At 39.8% G+C, this 18683-nt stretch carries 22 protein-coding genes; 17 read left to right on the plus strand and 5 right to left on the minus strand.

Going from position 1 to position 18683, the window contains the following annotated elements; translation table 11 throughout:
* Positions 1 to 292 precede the first annotated feature (292 nt).
* The 16 genes from MKX52_RS01115 (at position 293) to MKX52_RS01190 (ending at position 11702) form a co-directional block, all read left to right on the plus strand.
* A complete protein-coding gene (locus MKX52_RS01115) occupies positions 293 to 649 on the plus strand; it encodes a DUF2200 domain-containing protein (protein ID WP_342491283.1) in 357 nt (118 codons plus the stop codon).
* Positions 650 to 810: 161 nt separating this feature from the next.
* The gene (locus MKX52_RS01120) at positions 811 to 1002 is read left to right on the plus strand and encodes a PLD nuclease N-terminal domain-containing protein (RefSeq protein WP_217609098.1); all 192 of its coding nucleotides are present in this window, start codon (positions 811 to 813) and stop codon (positions 1000 to 1002) included.
* Between the two features lie 14 nt (positions 1003 to 1016).
* Positions 1017 to 1934 (plus strand): ABC transporter ATP-binding protein, encoded by a 918-nt coding sequence (locus MKX52_RS01125; protein WP_342491284.1) that lies wholly within the window; start codon positions 1017 to 1019, stop codon positions 1932 to 1934.
* Entirely contained in the window at positions 1931 to 2695 is a 765-nt protein-coding gene (locus MKX52_RS01130; RefSeq protein ID WP_342491285.1) for an ABC transporter permease subunit, read from the plus strand. The genes MKX52_RS01125 and MKX52_RS01130 overlap by 4 nt, the downstream gene beginning before the upstream one ends.
* 116 nt (positions 2696 to 2811) lie before the next feature.
* Positions 2812 to 3210 (plus strand): RidA family protein, encoded by a 399-nt coding sequence (locus tag MKX52_RS01135; protein ID WP_342491286.1) that lies wholly within the window; start codon positions 2812 to 2814, stop codon positions 3208 to 3210.
* A 225-nt stretch (positions 3211 to 3435) separates the two neighbouring features.
* On the plus strand, positions 3436 to 4158 hold the full coding sequence (locus MKX52_RS01140; protein ID WP_342491287.1) for an ABC transporter ATP-binding protein: 723 nt from the start codon (positions 3436 to 3438) through the stop codon (positions 4156 to 4158).
* The gene (locus MKX52_RS01145) at positions 4151 to 4387 is read left to right on the plus strand and encodes a hypothetical protein (RefSeq protein ID WP_342491288.1); all 237 of its coding nucleotides are present in this window, start codon (positions 4151 to 4153) and stop codon (positions 4385 to 4387) included. The genes MKX52_RS01140 and MKX52_RS01145 overlap by 8 nt, the downstream gene beginning before the upstream one ends.
* Complete coding sequence (gene skfF, locus MKX52_RS01150) at positions 4357 to 5568, plus strand: sporulation killing factor system integral membrane protein (RefSeq protein ID WP_342491289.1); 1212 nt, start codon at positions 4357 to 4359, stop codon at positions 5566 to 5568. Before MKX52_RS01145 ends, skfF begins: the two co-directional genes overlap by 31 nt.
* A 19-nt stretch (positions 5569 to 5587) precedes the next feature.
* Positions 5588 to 6103 carry a HEAT repeat domain-containing protein gene (locus tag MKX52_RS01155; protein ID WP_064498196.1) on the plus strand — a complete coding sequence of 172 codons (516 nt, stop codon included), beginning with the start codon at positions 5588 to 5590 and terminating at the stop codon, positions 6101 to 6103.
* A complete protein-coding gene (locus MKX52_RS01160; RefSeq protein WP_342491290.1) occupies positions 6103 to 6531 on the plus strand; it encodes a TlpA disulfide reductase family protein in 429 nt (142 codons plus the stop codon). Before MKX52_RS01155 ends, MKX52_RS01160 begins: the two co-directional genes overlap by 1 nt.
* A gap of 11 nt (positions 6532 to 6542) precedes the next feature.
* Entirely contained in the window at positions 6543 to 6743 is a 201-nt protein-coding gene (locus MKX52_RS01165) for a hypothetical protein (RefSeq protein ID WP_249856755.1), read from the plus strand.
* 153 nt (positions 6744 to 6896) lie between these two features.
* Positions 6897 to 8024, plus strand: coding sequence for a DUF418 domain-containing protein (locus MKX52_RS01170; RefSeq protein ID WP_342491291.1), 1128 nt, complete (start codon positions 6897 to 6899; stop codon positions 8022 to 8024).
* Between the two features lie 161 nt (positions 8025 to 8185).
* Positions 8186 to 8557, plus strand: a complete 372-nt coding sequence (locus MKX52_RS01175; RefSeq protein WP_342491292.1) for a GntR family transcriptional regulator — start codon at positions 8186 to 8188, stop codon at positions 8555 to 8557.
* Between the two features lie 5 nt (positions 8558 to 8562).
* Positions 8563 to 9438, plus strand: a complete 876-nt coding sequence (locus MKX52_RS01180) for an ABC transporter ATP-binding protein (protein WP_342491293.1) — start codon at positions 8563 to 8565, stop codon at positions 9436 to 9438.
* Positions 9422 to 10027 (plus strand): ABC-2 transporter permease, encoded by a 606-nt coding sequence (locus MKX52_RS01185; protein WP_342491294.1) that lies wholly within the window; start codon positions 9422 to 9424, stop codon positions 10025 to 10027. Before MKX52_RS01180 ends, MKX52_RS01185 begins: the two co-directional genes overlap by 17 nt.
* A 286-nt stretch (positions 10028 to 10313) precedes the next feature.
* Entirely contained in the window at positions 10314 to 11702 is a 1389-nt protein-coding gene (locus MKX52_RS01190) for an amino acid permease (protein WP_151021496.1), read from the plus strand.
* 189 nt (positions 11703 to 11891) lie between these two features.
* Here MKX52_RS01190 and MKX52_RS01195 read toward each other — a convergent pair whose 3' ends face one another.
* On the minus strand, positions 11892 to 13793 hold the full coding sequence (locus tag MKX52_RS01195) for a TRAP transporter permease (RefSeq protein ID WP_251183988.1): 1902 nt from the start codon (positions 13791 to 13793) through the stop codon (positions 11892 to 11894).
* Positions 13794 to 13817: 24 nt separating this feature from the next.
* Complete coding sequence (locus tag MKX52_RS01200; protein ID WP_342491295.1) at positions 13818 to 14774, minus strand: TAXI family TRAP transporter solute-binding subunit; 957 nt, start codon at positions 14772 to 14774, stop codon at positions 13818 to 13820.
* Positions 14775 to 15014: 240 nt separating this feature from the next.
* Here MKX52_RS01200 and MKX52_RS01205 point away from each other — a divergent pair, with 240 nt between their 5' ends.
* Positions 15015 to 15779 carry an IclR family transcriptional regulator gene (locus MKX52_RS01205; RefSeq protein WP_251183990.1) on the plus strand — a complete coding sequence of 255 codons (765 nt, stop codon included), beginning with the start codon at positions 15015 to 15017 and terminating at the stop codon, positions 15777 to 15779.
* 45 nt (positions 15780 to 15824) lie between these two features.
* Here the strand turns inward: MKX52_RS01205 and MKX52_RS01210 are convergent, their stop codons facing one another.
* The 3 genes from MKX52_RS01210 to MKX52_RS01220 are packed head-to-tail and all read right to left on the minus strand — an operon-like array spanning position 15825 to position 18683.
* Positions 15825 to 16676, minus strand: coding sequence for a 3-hydroxyacyl-CoA dehydrogenase NAD-binding domain-containing protein (locus MKX52_RS01210; RefSeq protein ID WP_151021504.1), 852 nt, complete (start codon positions 16674 to 16676; stop codon positions 15825 to 15827).
* An 11-nt stretch (positions 16677 to 16687) separates the two neighbouring features.
* A complete protein-coding gene (locus MKX52_RS01215) occupies positions 16688 to 17881 on the minus strand; it encodes a thiolase family protein (RefSeq protein ID WP_342491296.1) in 1194 nt (397 codons plus the stop codon).
* A gap of 1 nt (position 17882) precedes the next feature.
* Positions 17883 to 18683: an enoyl-CoA hydratase-related protein gene (locus tag MKX52_RS01220; RefSeq protein WP_342491297.1), complete on the minus strand. Its 801-nt coding sequence runs from the start codon at positions 18681 to 18683 to the stop codon at positions 17883 to 17885.

The following is an 18683-nucleotide window of genomic DNA, read 5'->3' on the forward strand; positions in this document are numbered from 1 at the left end:
TCTTCACAAAAGATAGATCGTTTTCAAGGGGGCGATGCTATTTTTATTCGGTACTTTAAAAAGAAAAACGGGGAATTATTTTTTTCTATATCGTTTAAATCGCATTGTTTATAAGATCTTATTTGTTGATTGGCGTTCCTGCCACGGTCGAAGGACTGATTAGTATATTTCTAGGATTCCGTTTCGTTCAATAAAGATGCAGGTAATAAAAAGGGAATAGGCATACTAAGAGAGCGGCACCTAGAGAAGGCAATACAGCTTGAATATTTAAAAAAGAAAGAGAGAAGAGCACATGACCAAACATAAAGTTTACTCAATGAGCTTTGCAAAAGTCTATCCTCTCTATATCGCAAAGGCAGAGAGAAAGGGACGAACAAAGGCTGAAGTCGATACGATTATTTGTTGGTTAACAGGGTACAGTCCAGAAGAGTTGCTGGAACAGATAGATAAACAGATAGACATTGAAACCTTCTTTGCTGAGGCTCCTGAGCTTCATCCTTCCCGCAGTTTAATCAAAGGAGTCATCTGTGGTATTCGAGTAGAGGACATTGAGGAAGAGACCATGCAGAACATTCGTTATTTAGATAAGCTGATTGATGAATTAGCCAAGGGAAAGAAAATGGAAAAGATTTTGCGAGATTTGTCATGATCATCACAAGCAGGCCCAGTGAACTAACCTTCACTGGGCTTTTTATATCTTATAGATCATTCGATCGATAAAAATAAAATCTGTTTGAACGAATCCTCTCTTCATGTCGTCAAAAGAAGTGATATCAAAACAAATTGGCGTTTGAAAAGGGAGTGGCGTGGATGGATATGAAGATGATTTTACCTCTTATTTTGCTGCAAGCGATTTTGATGGTGATTGGTTTGTTTGATTTGTTGAAAAGAGACCCATCGAGAATCAGAGGAGAGGTGAAGTGGGTTTGGGCTTTGGTGATTGTGTTTGTGGCGAGTGCCGGCCCTATTACGTATTTCATTTTTGGTCGTAAACAATCTTAGTAGGGGGGATTCGCTTGAATATGTTGGAGTGTCACGGGCTGACGAAATCGTATGGACGGCATGAAGTGTTAAAAGATGTCTCGTTTTCTGTTGGGGAGGTTGGATGTGTTGGCTTTTTAGGAGCCAATGGAGCGGGGAAGACAACGACGATTCGGATTCTGACGGGGCTTGCTCGTCCTACGTCAGGTGTCGTAAAGGTGGCAGGTATGGATGTGACAAAGGACATGGATGACATTAGTCATGTGATCGGCTATTGTCCGCAGCAGCCTGCATTTTATCAGGATATGACAGGGCAGGAGTGGATGCATTGGGTTGGCGGATTATTTCAATTAGAGAAAAACATCATTCGCTCCAAAACAGAGGAGCTATTGAAGCTTTGCCGCATATACGAGGCGAAGGATCGAGCCATTGGTAGCTATAGCGGAGGGATGAAGCAAAGGCTTGCCATTGCGCAGGCACTGATCAACAGCCCGAAGGTTCTCATCCTAGATGAGCCTGTCTCTGCACTTGATCCAATGGGAAGAAAAGACGTCCTGACTTTGATTGAGCGTCTAAAGCATGAGATGCTGATCTTTATGTCGACCCATATTTTAGATGACATTGAACGTGTGGCGGATCATATTATCATGATCAACAGCGGCAAAATTGAGATGTCCTCTTCGATGAAACAGATCAAAGAAGACTATATCCAGCCAGTGATTGAATTTCAATTAGAACAACAGAATACGAAACTAATGGCTTTGTTAAAAGAACGGGATTGGGTGGAGGAATGCATGGAGACAGAAGACGCTTATCAGGTGCGAGTCAACAATCAACAAACGGCATTGAAGGAACTGCCGGCTCTCATCACTGAAACTGGCGGTGTTCTTCTCCAATATCGACTATCTAAGATAACGCTTGAAGATATTTTCATGAAGGTTGTGACGGCATGATGATGTTGAAAAAGGAATTTAGGGAGTTATTCACTAGTTATAAAATCTTATTTGTGCCGATCATTTTTACGATTTTAATGATTACACAGCCTATTACGCTCAAAATGCTGCCGGATCTTTTATCGAAATCCGCTAATTTACCTGAAGGGTCTACATTTTATATACCAGAGCCTAGTGCTGGAGAGGCTTTAGCCAGTGCATTGAGTAAATTTGATTCACTCGGCGTGTTTATCCTCATTATGATCGTGATGGGGACGATTGCTGGAGAGCGTGCCTCTGGGGTGACGGCGATGATTATGGTGAAGCCGATCAGTCGAATGAGTTATTATGTCTCAAAAATATGTGCCTATGCTTGTTTGACTTTGTTTAGTTTGGTGGTGGCGGTGCTTGCCTCTGTTTATTATGTGGACATTCAATTTGGGCATGTGGATTGGGGCAATGTGGTTAAAGGCACGCTTCTTTATTATCCAAACTTATTGCTGATTGTGGTATCAACCATTTGTGCTTCGGCATTCTTTACGCGTTCCGTCACAGCTGGCGGTGTATCGCTTTTGATCAACCTTATTTTATTTACCGTTCCTTCATTTTATGAGGAAACATTAGGGAAGTTTGCACCTAAAGGCGTAACAAGTGCAGCTGAGGAGATGATTCATAGAGGGACTTATTCGGATCAGGCGCTTACAAGCTTGCTAGGTGTATCGGTATTGATCATTTTCTTTTTTCTCATCGGATGGTTTCTTTTTAGAAAACAAGAATTATAGGTTGCCATTGCAATTGTTTCTTCAGGTTTACTATGAGCATAAAACTCTGAATACGGTAGATAGTTTGATATGATGGATAAAAATTGACTGTATTTTCAGAAAAGGGGATTTTATTCATGAGAACATCACGTAATCCTGAGACCATTCACCCGCCAGTTGCGCCCTACACTCATCAAATAGAAACAACGGGGCCGCAGCGGTGGTTAACTTTATCGGGGCAAGTGGGGATGGAAGTCGATGGGAACATCCCAGCAAGCCCGATGGAACAGCTCGAGCTAGCGTTAGAGAATGTAAAACGCAATCTAGAAGCGGCAGATATGAAAGTAGAAGATATAACGAAGCTAGTGTTTTATTTGGTAGGTGAGTTCGATGCTGAGAGCAGGAAACGAATCATGGGGCAGTTTTTAGGCGATCATCTGCCTTGTATGACAATGATTTATGTGGTGGCATTGGCTTCTCCTGCTTTAAAGGCGGAGGTGGATGCTTGGGCGTGTCAGGAGATAGTTTTGGGTTAATAGATAAAAGATTGGGATACTGCAACCCAATCTTTTTTTATTTTGTACATAATCTATTTTCTTTTTCCGTTGTATATAGAATAGATTACCTCATTCCTATTACCTTGTTATTCTCTATATGGTAATATTAGGGTTAGAGATTAGTAGGCCTAATGACATTCGTTTTTTGATTTTATAACACACCATAGATAAGCATACATCACTCTAATCAAAGGGAGAGATTTGATGCCATTCATGGAGGTTCAGAATGTAAGCAAACGATATAGCAATGGTGATGGGATAGAGGATTTGTCGTTTTCCATCGAAGCAGGTGAGGTTGTGGCACTGCTTGGGCCTAATGGTGCCGGGAAGACGACAACGATTCGATGTTTAACGGGTCTATATAAACCAGATGGAGGGGAAATTCTCATAGAGGGTTTCCCGCCTGGTCATTCCCATGTTCAAAAACAAGTCGCGCTTATTCCTGATCACCCCTATTTGTATCCAGACCTAACGGCTGCTGAACATGTTCAATTCCGTGCACGTGGATATCATAAAGGCTTAAAACAGATCAAGGAAAAGGTATATGGAGCGTTGAAAGAAGTAAATATGGAAAAAAAGATGAATGAACTGTGCGGAAGGCTGTCAAGAGGCCAAAAGCAGCGTGTTGTCTTAGCAGGGGCCATTGTTCAAGATGCCTCCCTTTTTATATTAGATGAACCGACTGTTGGGTTAGATATACCGTCAAAACAGTGGCTGTCGGATTGGCTAAGACAAAAAAGCAGTCAAGGTGGGTCGGTCTTTGTGTCGACTCATAGTCTGGAGTTCGTTCTCGATACGGCCAGCAGGGTGGTATTGATTCGAGACGGTGCCATCATGAAGAACATGGATGTTCCTCAATTAAAGGAAGAACAGAGTGATTGGAGGGCAGAAGTCATTCAACTTCTGGGGGAGTGGTCAAGTGAATAACACACTCTCCCTATTATGGATGAAATCTCAAAGGCGCTTTATCAGTAAAAATCAAGAAAAGAAAATGCCTTTTCTGATCTTACTTCTCTTTATTACGGCAATTGGTTTTCAGCTTAGCACGGTTTCAAGTATGGGTGATTGGGATACGAGTGCAGCAGGATGGATCATTGTCTGTTTGTTCTTTATACGGGGGTTGGTTTGTTTACGAATCGGCTGCCTAGTCAGATGAACGATATCATTTGGTTATATGGAAATGGCGCTTCTTTATGGACGGTTGTTATCAGTGTGTGGATGTATCACCTTTTCTGGCGAGGTGCTCTTCTTATTATCTCTGCTTTGGCTGCGGATTTTCTTCTGTTTTTTATGACGCAGCAGTACCCGTTTCTGCTTGGCAAATCACTCATCCTGACAGGGCTGTTATGTTTGGTCGAAACTTGGATGATTGCGGTGTCTTGTGCTAGAACCATTCGAGTATACAAGCGACTGCTCTTACTCGGCTTTGTATTGATGTTTTTCAGCTTTGCACTGCTTGTTTTGAATCAGTTGATGATGAAACAGCCCTCTTTGATGAACTTTGCTGATTCTTTGATGTTTCAAGCTGGACGTATGATTGAACAGTTTTCCATCCTTTCTTTCTTCATTTTTGTGGGAGTGATGTTCCTATCTTTCACGATGATGTACAGGGCTAGTCATCGTTTAGAGATGAAGGAGTCTTTAGTCAAGGAAGCAGTATTTTGGGAGGAATTTGAGGGGAAACATATTCAATCAAGTCCAATCGTTCAAAAAAAGAGCAGGACATGGTGGGGACTTCTGACATTAACGGGCATTTGGGCTTTTCTTTGGATTGAATTATTGCTGATAAAAAAATATATCACCTTCCATGTGCTATTTACCATGCTGTTAATTGGTACTTACTATGTTGTCTTTACTTATTTTTCAGATTGGCTGAATCTATTCTTGATCGTCATTGCGGCATCCGTTCTTTTTAGTTCATATTATGCAGGGATTGTAAGACACGCACAAACAGGAGTGCTCTACCTTTTTCCAGGCGCTTTATATCAAAAAATCATTCTGTTAGAAGTGTTTCAAACCTTTTGGCTGTATGCGTTCTACTTGGTTTCTCTTTTATTGGCTGGTATTCAGGATGTATTGTATGGGACCTTATTTGGTGGAGGAGTTTATATATGGTTTTTGGCCATACGGCTCTTTGCCTTTATGCAGCCTCTGAGACGAGAAAGGAGTTTTGCTTTGGCCGCCTATTATCGATCCTTACTATTTGCGTCTGTGATGAGTGCTATGGTCATTATTAGCATTCATCTCATCACTGATGGCTTGTTGACTACAATTGTATCCCTAGTGGCTGGAGCTGGATTTTATGTGCTTTGTTATCGATACCGTGCGGTTCATTAAAAAGAGGAGTTGATTGTAAATGAAACCAGAAAATAAGCTGTCTCAATCCGTTCAACAATTGGCCAATACAAATGAAGTAACGATCGTTCAAGCAATAGGAGATTTAAGAAAATATGGAAAAGATGCAGTGCCCGTCCTTGTTGAGGCTTTAAAAGAAAAAGGCTCTCTGCGGAACATTGCAGCAGCTGTACTTGGTGAATTTGGAGCAGATGCGGGGGACGCAGCAGAACCGCTAGCTCGGCTATTAGAAAGTGACGAAGAAGATACAAGAATGGCCGCTGCCATGTCACTCATGAGGATTGGGCAGCCTAGCTTGCCATTCCTTCTGGCACTGGCTAAACGTTATGAGGGACCGACTTGTTTCTGGGCATCATGGTGTATCTCTTGGATTGATCCATCAAAAATTGAAAAAAACATGTACGAGTGCTTAAAACAAGAACAAGAAAATCCAACAGGCAGCGTTACTCCTTTTGCAGCAGAGGAAGCATTAGGGAAGATTATTGCTTTTCAGCTAAAGGAAAAGGGGGATGAATAGTGGAAACGCAGAAACTCAACTGGCCTGAGAATCTACCTTGGATTTACCCTTCAGATCAAAGGAGTTTACCTAAGGGACAGCATCAGCTTCTTTATTTTTGGTCAGTCAACTGTCCTAATTGTGAAGAATTAACCAATCATATTCTACAACGTGTGAATGAGCTGGGTATTCATTTAACCTGTGTCCATGTTCCATATACAGAAGAGGAAAAATCGGAATATGTTGTTTCAGAGTATGCAGAGGAAAAGAATATGACCGATCCTATTGTATTGGATCAGGATTATGAGATTGTTGCAAAGTATAAGATTCAAGGATTACCTAGCTTTTGCCTCTTTAATCAAGAGGGGCAGTTAATAGATCGGAAAATGGGAGATACCGGCTGGGAAAGAATATTGAAAAAGTTAGAAAAACATTCAATTGATAAATAGTGGAGGAGAGAGTGTTGTTTCAATCAAACAAAGAATTAAAAAGAAACGTCATTTTTTTCGCAGGGATTGGAGCGGTTTTGTTGATTTTAATGATGCTGAAATGGTTGTCGATTTCTGCAGACTTGGAAATGGCGTTGATTTTATTCGGTTTGGGAATTTTGTTTTATTTGAAGCGTGTGCTGCGGGAAGAAGAAGAAAATCATCATTCATAATTCATCAGTATGATACCTAGAATGTATATTCTAGGTTTTTTTATTAAAATTACCTTAAAACACACCTTTTCACATGGGGATATGAACCAATTTTTAAAAAGTGTGGTAGGATAAATATGCTTTATCTTTATATTGTCCGAAGGAGCTGTCGTGTTGAAGGGATCTAGGGTTGAGTTTATTGATAGTTTACGTGGTTTTAGTTTATTAGGTATTTTGATTGTGAATATGCTTAATTTCCAATATGATTATGATTTTGAGAAAATGTTTGATTCGAGCTTTTGGGGGCAGGAATTTGGCGTTTATGTAACGGAAATTTTGTTCCAGGGGTCGTTTTATCCGATTTTCTCCTTTTTGTTTGGGTATTCTTTTATCAAGCTGATTGAATCTACAAAAGCTAAGGGACTCAATACGAATGCCATTGTCGTTCGCCGAGGCTTTGGTCTGATTGTGCTTGGAATGCTGCATTATATCTTTATTTGGAATGGCGACATTCTTCTTTATTATGGAGCATGTACGTTTTTCTTGATGATGTTTTTGAGCAGCCGGATCAAGACAATGCTGATTTGGTCGGGTGTGTTAGGGGCGTTGTCTTTAGTTGTTGTGCCATATATGATGAAACTCGTTTATGGGAGCGATGAACTTTTAACTGAGGTGTATGCGAAGGGAGCGTATGGGGATATTTTGCTCAGCCGGGTTACGGTTGAAGACGATATGCTGATTGTGACCATCATTCTGGCGATCGTGACCATTACGCTTATGCCGATACTAGGGTTTCTTTTCGGTACGATGATGGTGGGGCCGTTCGCATTGCTAGGTATGGTGATTGGTAAACGTGGACATCTGACAGAAGAAGATCGAGGTATGGCCTATCGAAAAGGCTGGGTCTGGATGATTGTCGTTGGGCTTGCACTAAAATGTGCAACGTTTATTGATGCGCCTTGGAGTGAATTTGTTATGATTTTCGGTGGATATGTGTTGGCGATCGGGTATATTCAAGCTTTTATTGTATTCTACTATTCGAAAGCAGCCCAAGGCCTTAAACGTCTGCTTGCAGGGCTTGGTCGTTTGTCCCTATCAAACTATTTGGCGCAGTCGATCATTTGTACAACAATTTTCTATTCTTATGGACTTGGTCTATTTGGACAATTGGGATCAATGTTTGGGCTGCTACTCGCTCTCGGACTGTATACTGCACAGCTGTTCATCAGCTATCTCTATTTGAAAAAATGGAGAAGAGGTCCGGTGGAGTGGATGATGGGAAAATGGGTATATTGGAGATAAATTTTTTTGGGAAGGCCGCATAGCTGAAGAGCTGTGCGGTTTTTTAATTGAGTTGCAATTAAAAAAATAGTTGATTATTCTTTCAGTGTGTATATAATGTATATATAGTATATATACAATATTTTGTTTCAAACACCAGTACAGAAAAAAGAGGTTTTTATATGCAAATTACGATTTCAAATCACTCTAAGGAGCCAATCTATGAGCAAATTACGAATCAAATCAAATCGATGATTTTAACGGGTGAGCTGGTGGAAGGCGCGGCGCTGCCGTCTATTCGAAAGTTGGCGAAGGATTTACAAATCAGCGTCATCACAACAAAGCGAGCATATGAAGAGTTAGAGAAGGCAGGATTTATTTATTCGATTGTCGGTAAGGGGTCATTTGTTGCCGAGCAAAACCTAGAGGTCATGAGAGAGAAAAAATTGAAGGTGATTGAGGAACAGCTTGGAGCGGTTGTCACAAACGGCAAGGAATTAGGCTTATCTTTTGATGAATTGCAGCAGTTATTAAAGTTCTTGTATGAGGAGTGAGATGAGTGGAGCATGTAATTGAATTCAAAGGAGTATCAAAACGGTTCAAGGACTTTTCTGTTCAGAATCTTGATTTACAGGTCAAAAAAGGCTTTGTTACTGGGTTTATTGGAGAAAATGGCGCCGGTAAGTCGACGACGATTAAAATGATCATGAATTTATTAAAACCAGATTCGGGTGAGGTTAAAATTTTCGGATTGGATTATCGCACCCATGAAAAAGAGATTAAGGAACGAATCGGCTTTGTTTACGATGCCAATGTTTTTTTCCCAGGATTGAATTTAAAAGACATCAAACGAATTGTGGCACCTGCCTATAAACGCTGGGATGACCAGCTTTTTTATCAATATATTGAACAGTTTGGTCTGCCGCTGAATAAAGCGATCAAAACCTTTTCAAAAGGGATGCAGATGAAGGCGTCCCTTGCGATTGCACTGTCGCATCATGCTGAGCTGATTATCATGGATGAACCAACTGCTGGGTTGGATCCGGTCTTTAGAAGAGAGCTGCTCAGCACGTTACAAGAATTGATGATTGATGGAAATCGGACGATCTTTTTCTCGACGCATGTGACGACTGATTTAGACCGCATCGCAGATTACATTGCGTTTATACAAAATGGAAGATTGGTCTTTCAACAGTCGATTCACGAGGTAGCGGAGAATTATGCGCTGGTGAAGGGGAGCCTAGATTTGTTGGATCGAGACACAGAAAAGTCGTTTATCCATATTCAGCGAACGGCAGCCGGATTTGAAGCATTAACAGATCGAATTGATGAGGTGAAACTTATTTTTGGGGATGCTGTTGTGATTGAACCAGCGTCGCTTGAGGATATCATGTTTTATTTGAAAGGCGGGGTTGCGCATGTTTCATTTAATTAAGCGTGATGTGATTTTGCAAAAGAAGCAGTTACTTATTTTTATTCCGTTTATTTTATTTTTTATTTTCATGGATGTCCATCCAGTATTGACGTTTCTAGTCGCTAGTGTCTTCATTCCATTTAACACATATGCTTATGATGAGAAGGCAGAAACGAATATTCTATTAAATTCCTTGCCCTATACACGTAAAGAAATTATTGCATCACGTTATCTTGGCGCCGTTTTCTATATGAGTATTGCGATCGTGCTGACAAGTGCTGCATTATTTGTGTTTGGGAAGCTGTTTTCGCTGTCAGATATTGCGATTGGCAGCGGGTTGTTTTTATTGTTCGCAGCATGTACGTTTCCATTGTTTTATATCTTAAAGCCTGGTTATATCACAACGGCAGTGATCATTGGCTTTATCGTATTATCTGCTATGGGACCGCCTGTTGTTCTCTATTTAGCAGAGCAATTCAGTGGGATCACTGATTTTATTATGAATTTATCGATCCCTATTGTATATACGGGGTCAACTGTACTGATTATGCTTATCTACTTGCTGTCTTGGGGACTGTCTACTGCAATTTACCAGAAAAAAGTGTTTTAGGAAAGCAATTGCCGATGTTCCTATAAATTCAAAGTTTGAGCTTAGAAGACCGTGTGAGCGGTCTTTTTTTGAAGATTTTTCTGGTTATTGATTATATCAATATAAAACAATTTGAGCATCTTCTTATGTCGAAATATTTCGATAATAGTGTTTTCCTCAAAAAAACAATTGTTTTTTAAGGGTAGATTTATTATGATAATATACATCGAAAGATTGATGTTTCTCAATCAGAATGAATATTCTGATTTTTATTTTTTATGTTGTTTGTTGATGAGGGGGAAGAAAAGTGGCTCAAAAGGAATTAAAAAGAGGGTTAAGTGCCCGCCATATTCAAATGATCGCACTCGGCGGCACGATTGGTGTTGGCTTATTTATGGGGTCAGCCAAGGCCATTCAATGGACAGGTCCATCGGTTCTTCTCGCGTACGCAGTATGTGGTATCTTTATCTTTTTTATTATGCGTGCGATGGGAGAAATGTTATACGTTGAACCGAGTACAGGTTCATTTGCTACATTCGGTCATCAATATATTCATCCGCTTGCGGGGTATATGACAGCTTGGAGTAACTGGTTCCAGTGGGTCATTGTCGGGATGTCGGAAATTATTGCCGTAGGCGCTTATATGAAATATTGGTTCCCAGAGCTGCCAGCGTGGATTCCAGGATTAATTGCGATGATTATTTTGGGAGCGGCCAATTTGATTTCGGTTAAATCGTTCGGTGAGTTCGAATTTTGGTTTGCCATGATCAAGATTGTGACGATTATTTTAATGATCATTGCAGGTCTAGGCATTATTTTCTTTGGATTTGGAAATGGCGGAACGCCTATTGGATTGTCTAATCTGTGGGCACACGGCGGATTCTTTACAGGTGGATTTACCGGATTCTTGTTTGCATTGTCGCTCGTGATTGCTGCCTATCAGGGTGTAGAGCTGATTGGGATTACAGCAGGTGAAGCGCAAAATCCAGAAAAGACACTGACCAATGCCATCAAAAGTATCATCTGGCGTATTTTGATTTTCTATATTGGTGCGATCTTTGTCATTGTGACAGTGTATCCTTGGGATCAGCTGAACACCCTTGGCAGTCCATTTGTGGCGACGTTTGCGAAAATTGGGATTACAGCCGCCGCTGGTATTATTAACTTTGTTGTCATTACAGCAGCGATGTCCGGCTGTAACAGTGGGATTTTCAGTGCGGGACGTATGCTTTATACACTAGGTGTGAACGGGCAGGCGCCTGCTTTCTTCACCAAAATTTCGAAGAATGGTGTGCCGTATTTTGGAACATTGGCTGTGCTGATTGGTTTAGCGGTAGGAGTTGTCCTCAATTACGTTGCGCCACCAAACATTTTCGTCTATGTGTATAGTGCGAGTGTACTTCCGGGTATGGTGCCATGGTTTGTGATTTTGATTAGTCATATCGGTTTTAGAAAAGCGAAGGGAGCTGCGCTTGATCAGCATCCATTCAAGATGCCACTAGCTCCGTTTTCTAATTATCTGACAATCGGTTTCTTACTGATGGTGCTTGTATTTATGCTCATTAATCAGGATACGCGTATTTCTCTGATTGTGGCAATTGGGTTCTTGATTGTAGTAGCGCTAAGTTTCTATGTCTTTGGGATCGGGAAACGGAAACCGATCCAAGATGCTTCAATGGATACAAATTCAAAGTAACTAACAATCTTATCACTTAGCGGAATACCCCAAAAGTTAGAGAAACCTAACGATTGGGGTATTTTTTGTATGATTGAATTTTCATAATGGGTAGGTACACCGAGAAAGATAGAACATTTTATTTTTACATAAAAAAGCTGCTTAGCTTTTATTAGATTGCTAAAACAGCTTCATTTAGATACTTTTATTTTACTGATTCACTTCGTACGTATCTTGCGGTTTTTCATTGAATTGGGTTCGAATCAAGATAGATGTTAATAGAACGGCGATGATCCCAATACCTATTAGATCTGTTAACAAACCTGTATGAACTAAAAGGGATGCTCCTCCAAAGCTGAGGATTCTCTCATAAAAGAACAAGTCTCTTTTGAGCCAGCCTGTTAAAGCAGCAGCGAAAAAAATGACACCGATACAAGCGCCTGTTACAGCCAATGCTATTTCTACTGCACTACCCTGTCCTAATAGTTCTGGTCCGAACACAAACATGTAAGGAATAATAAATGAAACTAAACCTACTCGTGCAGACGTAAAAGAAGTTCTTAATGGATCACTTCCAGCAATTCCTGCAGCTGTATACGATGCAAGTGCGACAGGCGGTATTATTGGTGCAAGACTTGCAAAATAATAGATAAACATGTGTGCTAGTAGAGGATCAATCCCTAAATCAATTAAAGCCGGTGCAGTAAGAACACCTACAATGATATAAGCAGCTGTAGAAGGTAAACCCATCCCCATAATGACACAAGCGATCATCGTTAAGAAGAGAGTGAGTAAAATGCTGTTCTGACCGAGGTTCATTAGTAGAGATGTTAATGTTACGGCAGTACCAGTTAAGTTAATCACCCCTACAACAATTCCTGCAATAGCACATGCCATTGAGATGAGCAGCATACCTTTTGCACCTTGCTCTAAAGCCTCAAGGAAAAATTTCCAGTCAATCTTTCTAAAATAGATGGCGATATAAGAGATAACTAAGGCAACAATGGACCAAAAAGCGGCAAACATCGGTGATGCATTTAAGACAACTAATAGATAAATGAGCGTTCCTAAGCCGATATATAAATGAAAGCCCTTCCAAAAAACCTCTTTGAAAACAGGCAGCTCTTTTTTCTCTATTCCTTTCATTTTAGCTCTGCCCGCATCAAAATCGACAAAAAGGAAGACTGATAAAAAATATAGTATGCCAGGGATAAGTGCAGCAAGAATGATTTTTCCATATGAAATCCCTGTGAGTTCGGCCATAATAAAAGCGCCTGCGCCCATAACGGGAGGCATAATACTTCCTCCAGCAGAAGCCACTGCCTCAATAGAAGCGGCCATACGAGGCTTGAATCCTACTTTCTTCATTAATGGGATGGTGAACTGTCCAGTTGAAGAGACATTAGCGACGGCACTTCCAGAAACCGTGGCCATCAATGCACTCGATATGACGGATACTTTGGCGGGACCGCCTTTAAATCGACCGCCAATGATAAAAGCTAAGTCTATAAAGACTTTTCCTGCTCCAGTTGTATTAAGAAAGGCTCCAAAAATAATAAAGAGAGCGATGAATGTGGCAGCAATTCCTAACGATGTTCCCCATAACCCTTCAGTGGATAAATACATTAAAGAAATGATTCTCTCTAGTGAGATATCTGATGTCTTTAAAATTGAAGGGAAGTAATGTCCAAAGTAAGCATAGAGTAAGAACAGTAAACCTATTAGCGGTAAAATAAAGCCAGTCACTCTTCTTGCTGCTTCTAGTATAACGATGATTAAAGTGATGCCAAAAAACATGTCGTATGCATTGGGTGCTCCTACTCTTAAAAGTAGCTGATCATACGTATAAAAAATATAGATTCCAGAGCTGATACTGATAATGATACAAAGGGTATCAAGCCAACGTAATTTTTTGTTAGCTAGTGGCTTGATTAGGAATACTAGCAGTAGAACAACGGTTAAATGAACATTACGTTGAATCATGGCTGTTAGAACACCGAATCCACCTGTGAATAAATGAAAAAGAGATAGCATGATTGAGATCAATAGAATAACTCTTATAGTAATACGTCTAGCACTTTCTGGCTGATCTTTCGATTGAACATTCTCCATAAAGACTCCTCCATTTCTCTTCTATTAATCGATTACATTTGCTTCTTTAAAATATTTTTTTGCTCCTGGGTGAAGCTCAATTAATGTTTTTGCCGCAGTCTCTTTATTTAGCTGTCGTAGTGTTGAGACAGTACCTTGCAGATTATCTAAGTGATCAAAAACAGTTTTGGTCAATTGGTACACATCATCTTCAGGGACATCTTTATTAACAAATAAGCTGACATCAACTGATATGGTTTGAATGTTGTTATCTACACCTTTATAAGTTTTAGCTGGAATTTCAAAAGGATAAAGAGAGGGATAGGCGCTGTAAATTGTATTCACTTCGTCGTTTGTAAGCGATATCATTTTTATATCTCGAATATTTGCTAGATCCATAATCCCTGGGGTTGGTAATCCAGTCCAAACAAAGATAGCATCAAGCTGACCGTCTTTTAATCCATCTACACTTTCTGAAATCGAAAGGAATTGTGGTTTAAAGTCTTTATCGTAATAAAGGTCTAGAGCATTTAGTACTTGCTTTGTCCGCACTTCATTCCCACTTCCAGGTGTGCCTACAGCAATTTTTTTCCCTTTTAAGTCATCTATTGATTGGATATCTGAGGATTCTAAAGCGACGATGCCAAGTGGCTGCGAATAGATCGTAAAAACACTTCTTAAAGAATCTTTTTGTGGATTCCCTTTAAACATCCCTTTTCCTTCATAGGCTTCTAAAGCGACATCTCCGCCAAATAAAGAGAAGTCTGCTTCTTTTTTATCCATGAGACGTATATTTTCTATTGCTCCGCCTGAAACTTGATTTGTGAGATTGATTGGGACATCGCTTTCATTCATTGTTTGCGAAAAAGCAGCACCGATTGAATAGAGTACACCGGAAGTGCCACCAGTTGGAAACGTGTAATTTGCCCCTTGCTGATTCTGACACGAAAATAAAAGTGTCACTACACTGATAAAACTAATCAACATCATCATTTTTCTCATGTTTTTCCCCCTCAACACAGGTTATATGGTAAAACGCTTTCATTTACATGTTTATATCGATATTCGGTTTTTTAATCCGATATTTGTAATATAACATCAAAAAATAATCAAGACAATAAAATCTTAAAATTCTGTTTATTTATGAGTCAATCATTTTAAATCATGCTGAATGATCATCATATTGATTATGAAGATGTTACAATGGAATTGGATTACTATTGTTTAAGGAGATGTCTATCTATGACGGTCAATAAATCATTATCACAAACCCTACAAAGGGGACTCATGATATTAGATTTGTATACTAAAAGTGAATCTGAATATAGTGTTAAAGAAATTTCCGACATATTGAAATTCTCGCCAACCATCGGTTTTAGATTGGTGAATACACTTGTTGGAATGGGATACTTAACAAGAAACGTTTCAAATGGAAAATATCGATTGGGTATGTCCTCCTATCGATTGGGCATATTTGCTAATCCAAATCCGAAATTGGTTGAAAAATCACACCCATTTTTAGAGAAAATTTCTTCTGAGACGAATGAAACCGTTAGTATAAATGTACTTGATCCTGTAAAAATGGAAGGAGTTTGTATTGCCTCAGTAGAGAGCAAAGACAATATCAAATTTTCTTCACCTGTAGGGCTGAGTAGACCGTTATATAAGGGTGCATCAAGAAAGACCATCTTGGCTTACCTGACTCCTTCACAGCAAGAATTAGTGATAGATGAAGCGGAAAAACAAGGATTTCAACAAATTGAGAAATTGAAAAAAGACTTACAACTAATTAAGAAAAATGGCTATTGCTGCTCCGAAGGGGAAGTTACAGCAGGTGCCTTAAATGTATCATCTCCTATTTTGACCAAAGAAGGTTTGATTTTGGCTAGTATTGCTATTCATTGTCCTGCCTATCGAAAAAAAGAAGATACGGTAAAAAATTTCACAATGCTTGTAAAAGAAGCTGCTCAAGATATATCTTCTCTAATGAATAATTATGATGAGTAGTATGATCTTTCCATAGAGCATAAACGCTTTATGGAAAGATCACGTTTATTTTTGTTGATAGTGAAAGAAGCCTTCACCTGATTTTACACCCAACTTTCCTGCCTTTACATATTTAGTAAGTAATGGACTAGGTCTATATTTTTCTCCCAAAGTTTGATGCAAATATTCCATATTTCGAAGTCTAGAATCTAAGCCCACCAGGTCAGCCAGAGCTAGTGGCCCCATCGGGTGGTTTAGGCCTAATTTACAGGCTTTATCAATATCCTCGGCAGATGCAACGCCTTCCATTAACATATTCATTGCTTCATTCCCAATTAAGCAGTTCATTCGGCTTGTAACGAATCCTGGAAATTCATTTACTTCGACATATTCTTTCTTTAATTGTGTCGTCACTTCTTTTACAAAGTTTACTGTTTCGTCTGAGGTATCTAGTCCTCGTATAATTTCAACAAGTTTCATTTTGTGTACAGGATTAAAAAAATGCATTGCCACAACTTTCTCTGGTCGATTGGTGATTGCGCCAATTTCAGTAGGGCTCATTGTAGACGTATTGGTAGCGAGAATTGTCTCAGGCTTCGTCAGTTGATCAAGTTTTTTGAATACATCTAATTTGACAGCCATGTTTTCAACCACCGCTTCAATCACTAAGTCAGCTGAGCGAACAGATTCCTCAAAACTATCTGAATACGAAATCCTTTGTAGGGTCGGATGAATATCCTCTGTTTTAATAAAATTTCTCTCTGCGCTTTTTTCTAATTCTAGTTGAATAGAAGATTTTGCTTTTGATAGAGAAGATGCTTCGATGTCGTATAAGAGGACGGTAAATCCATTGGACGCAGCTGAATAAGCAATTCCTCTTCCCATCGTACCAGCCCCAATAATAGAGATTTGAGTCATTTTATACACTCCTATACTTGTAGATTTTCAAATATCGTTGTGATTCCTTGCCCGCCTGCTGTACAAAGTGTGACAATGCCATACTTCGTTCCTTGTCGCTCCATTTCATGGATTAGCTTTGTCGCAAGAATGGCTCCTGTAGCCCCTATTGGGTGCCCTAATGCAATTGCTCCACCGTTCACATTAATTTTGTTTATATCTAATGCTAATTCTCTAATGACAGCGATCGACTGCGCGGCGAAAGCTTCATTGAGTTCAATAAGACCTATATCACTGATAGAAAGGCCACATTGAGCTAATGCTTTCTTAGTCGAGTACACAGGCCCGATCCCCATATATTCAGGTGAAACCCCTACAGAAGCTTGTGCAATAATGCGAGATTTAGGTGTTAGATCATATTTTTTAGCAGTAGACTCACTCGTCATTAATAAAACAGAAGCGGCATCATTACGACCACTTGCATTACCGGCGGTAACAGTACCATCTTTTTTGAACACTGGTTTTAGATGAGATAGTTGTTCAAGAGAGGTGTTTCTAGGGTGCTCATCCTTCTGAAATAGAGTGGTATTCTTTTTTGAGATGATTTCATATGGGATGAGCTGGCTGTCAAAACGTCCATCATTTATGGCTTTATTCGCTAACTCTTGACTTCGTAAAGAAAATTCATCTTGTTCGGATCTCTCAATCTGATATTGTTCTGCCAAGTTTTCAGCAGTTTCCCCCATTGTTAAGTATCCGTATTCTTCAATAGGCTGAGAGTAGGGCTGACTTTCTGTGTTAGGATCTAAAAGTACCCCGTTTCCTGAACGATAGCCAAACCGAGCGTGTCTCAAGTAATAAGGAGCTGTACTCATGCTTTCAGCGCCCCCAGCTACAATGACCTCGTCCAGACCATGTTGTATTTGTAAGTCAGCACTGTTAATGGCCTGCAAGCCAGAACCGCATTGTCGATGAATGGTATAGCCAGAGGTCTCAATTGGAAAGTTTGCTCGAAGTAATGAGAGCCTAGCCAGATTTGATGAATCTGCACTTTGCTTTGCTTGGCCTAGGATCACCTCGTCTACTAATTCTTTTGGAAGTGAAGTTCTTTCAAATAATCCAGTCATGACTTTGGCTGCAAGCTCATCTACTAAAGCGTCCTTTAAACCACCGCCTAATTTCCCAATAGGTGTCCTGACTGCATCGATAATGACACTTTTATTCATATTAAACCTCACTCTCATTCTGCGGATTGACATCTCGATCATAAGCAGGTGTTCTTTTTTCTAAAAAGGCATTGATTCCCTCGGTTTTATCTTCCGTAGAAAAGGCTATTGATTGTGCAAGTTTTTCTAACATCAACGCAGTATCTATATCTGAATCGTAGCCTCGATGAACGATCATTTTCGCTAATTTTAGAGCGAGAGGACCTTTTGATAAGAGGGTTTTGATCATGTCTTCTTTTGCTTTATTTAATTGAGAGAGAGGACATGATTGAGCAACTAAACCAATGGATTTTGCTTCTGTTCCTGTGATTAATTTTCCGAGAAGAATCATTTCAAGAGCTCGACTTTTCCCGATCATTCTGCTTAGCCGCTGAGTTCCCCCAGCTCCCGGAATAACGGCTAAATTCAATTCAGGTAGTCCAATTTTTGCATGGTCAACGGCTATTCTAAGATCACACGCAAGTGCAAGTTCACACCCTCCGCCTAAAGCATGACCATTTATAACAGCTAAAGTCACTTTATCTGAGGCTTCCATTTTTTTATAAACTCCTTGCATTCCTGGTTTTAAACAATCTAACGCTTTTCTATCATTCAACTCGTTGATATCTGCGCCGGAGACAAATGCTTTCTCTCCTGAGCCGGTAATTATGATGATTCTGATTTTCTCTTGTGCATTAAGCATATCTAGGGCTTGTTCGAGCTCCTGAAGCGTTGCATAATTTAGTGCATTTCTTACTTCTGGACGATGAATTGTTATCGTTCCTACTTGTTCTTGAACATCAACAAGTATATGTTTAAACAT

The sequence above is a fragment of the Bacillus sp. FSL R5-0422 genome (assembly GCF_038610765.1).
In the GTDB taxonomy this organism is placed as follows: Bacteria; Bacillota; Bacilli; order Bacillales; family Bacillaceae; genus Bacillus; species Bacillus pumilus_O.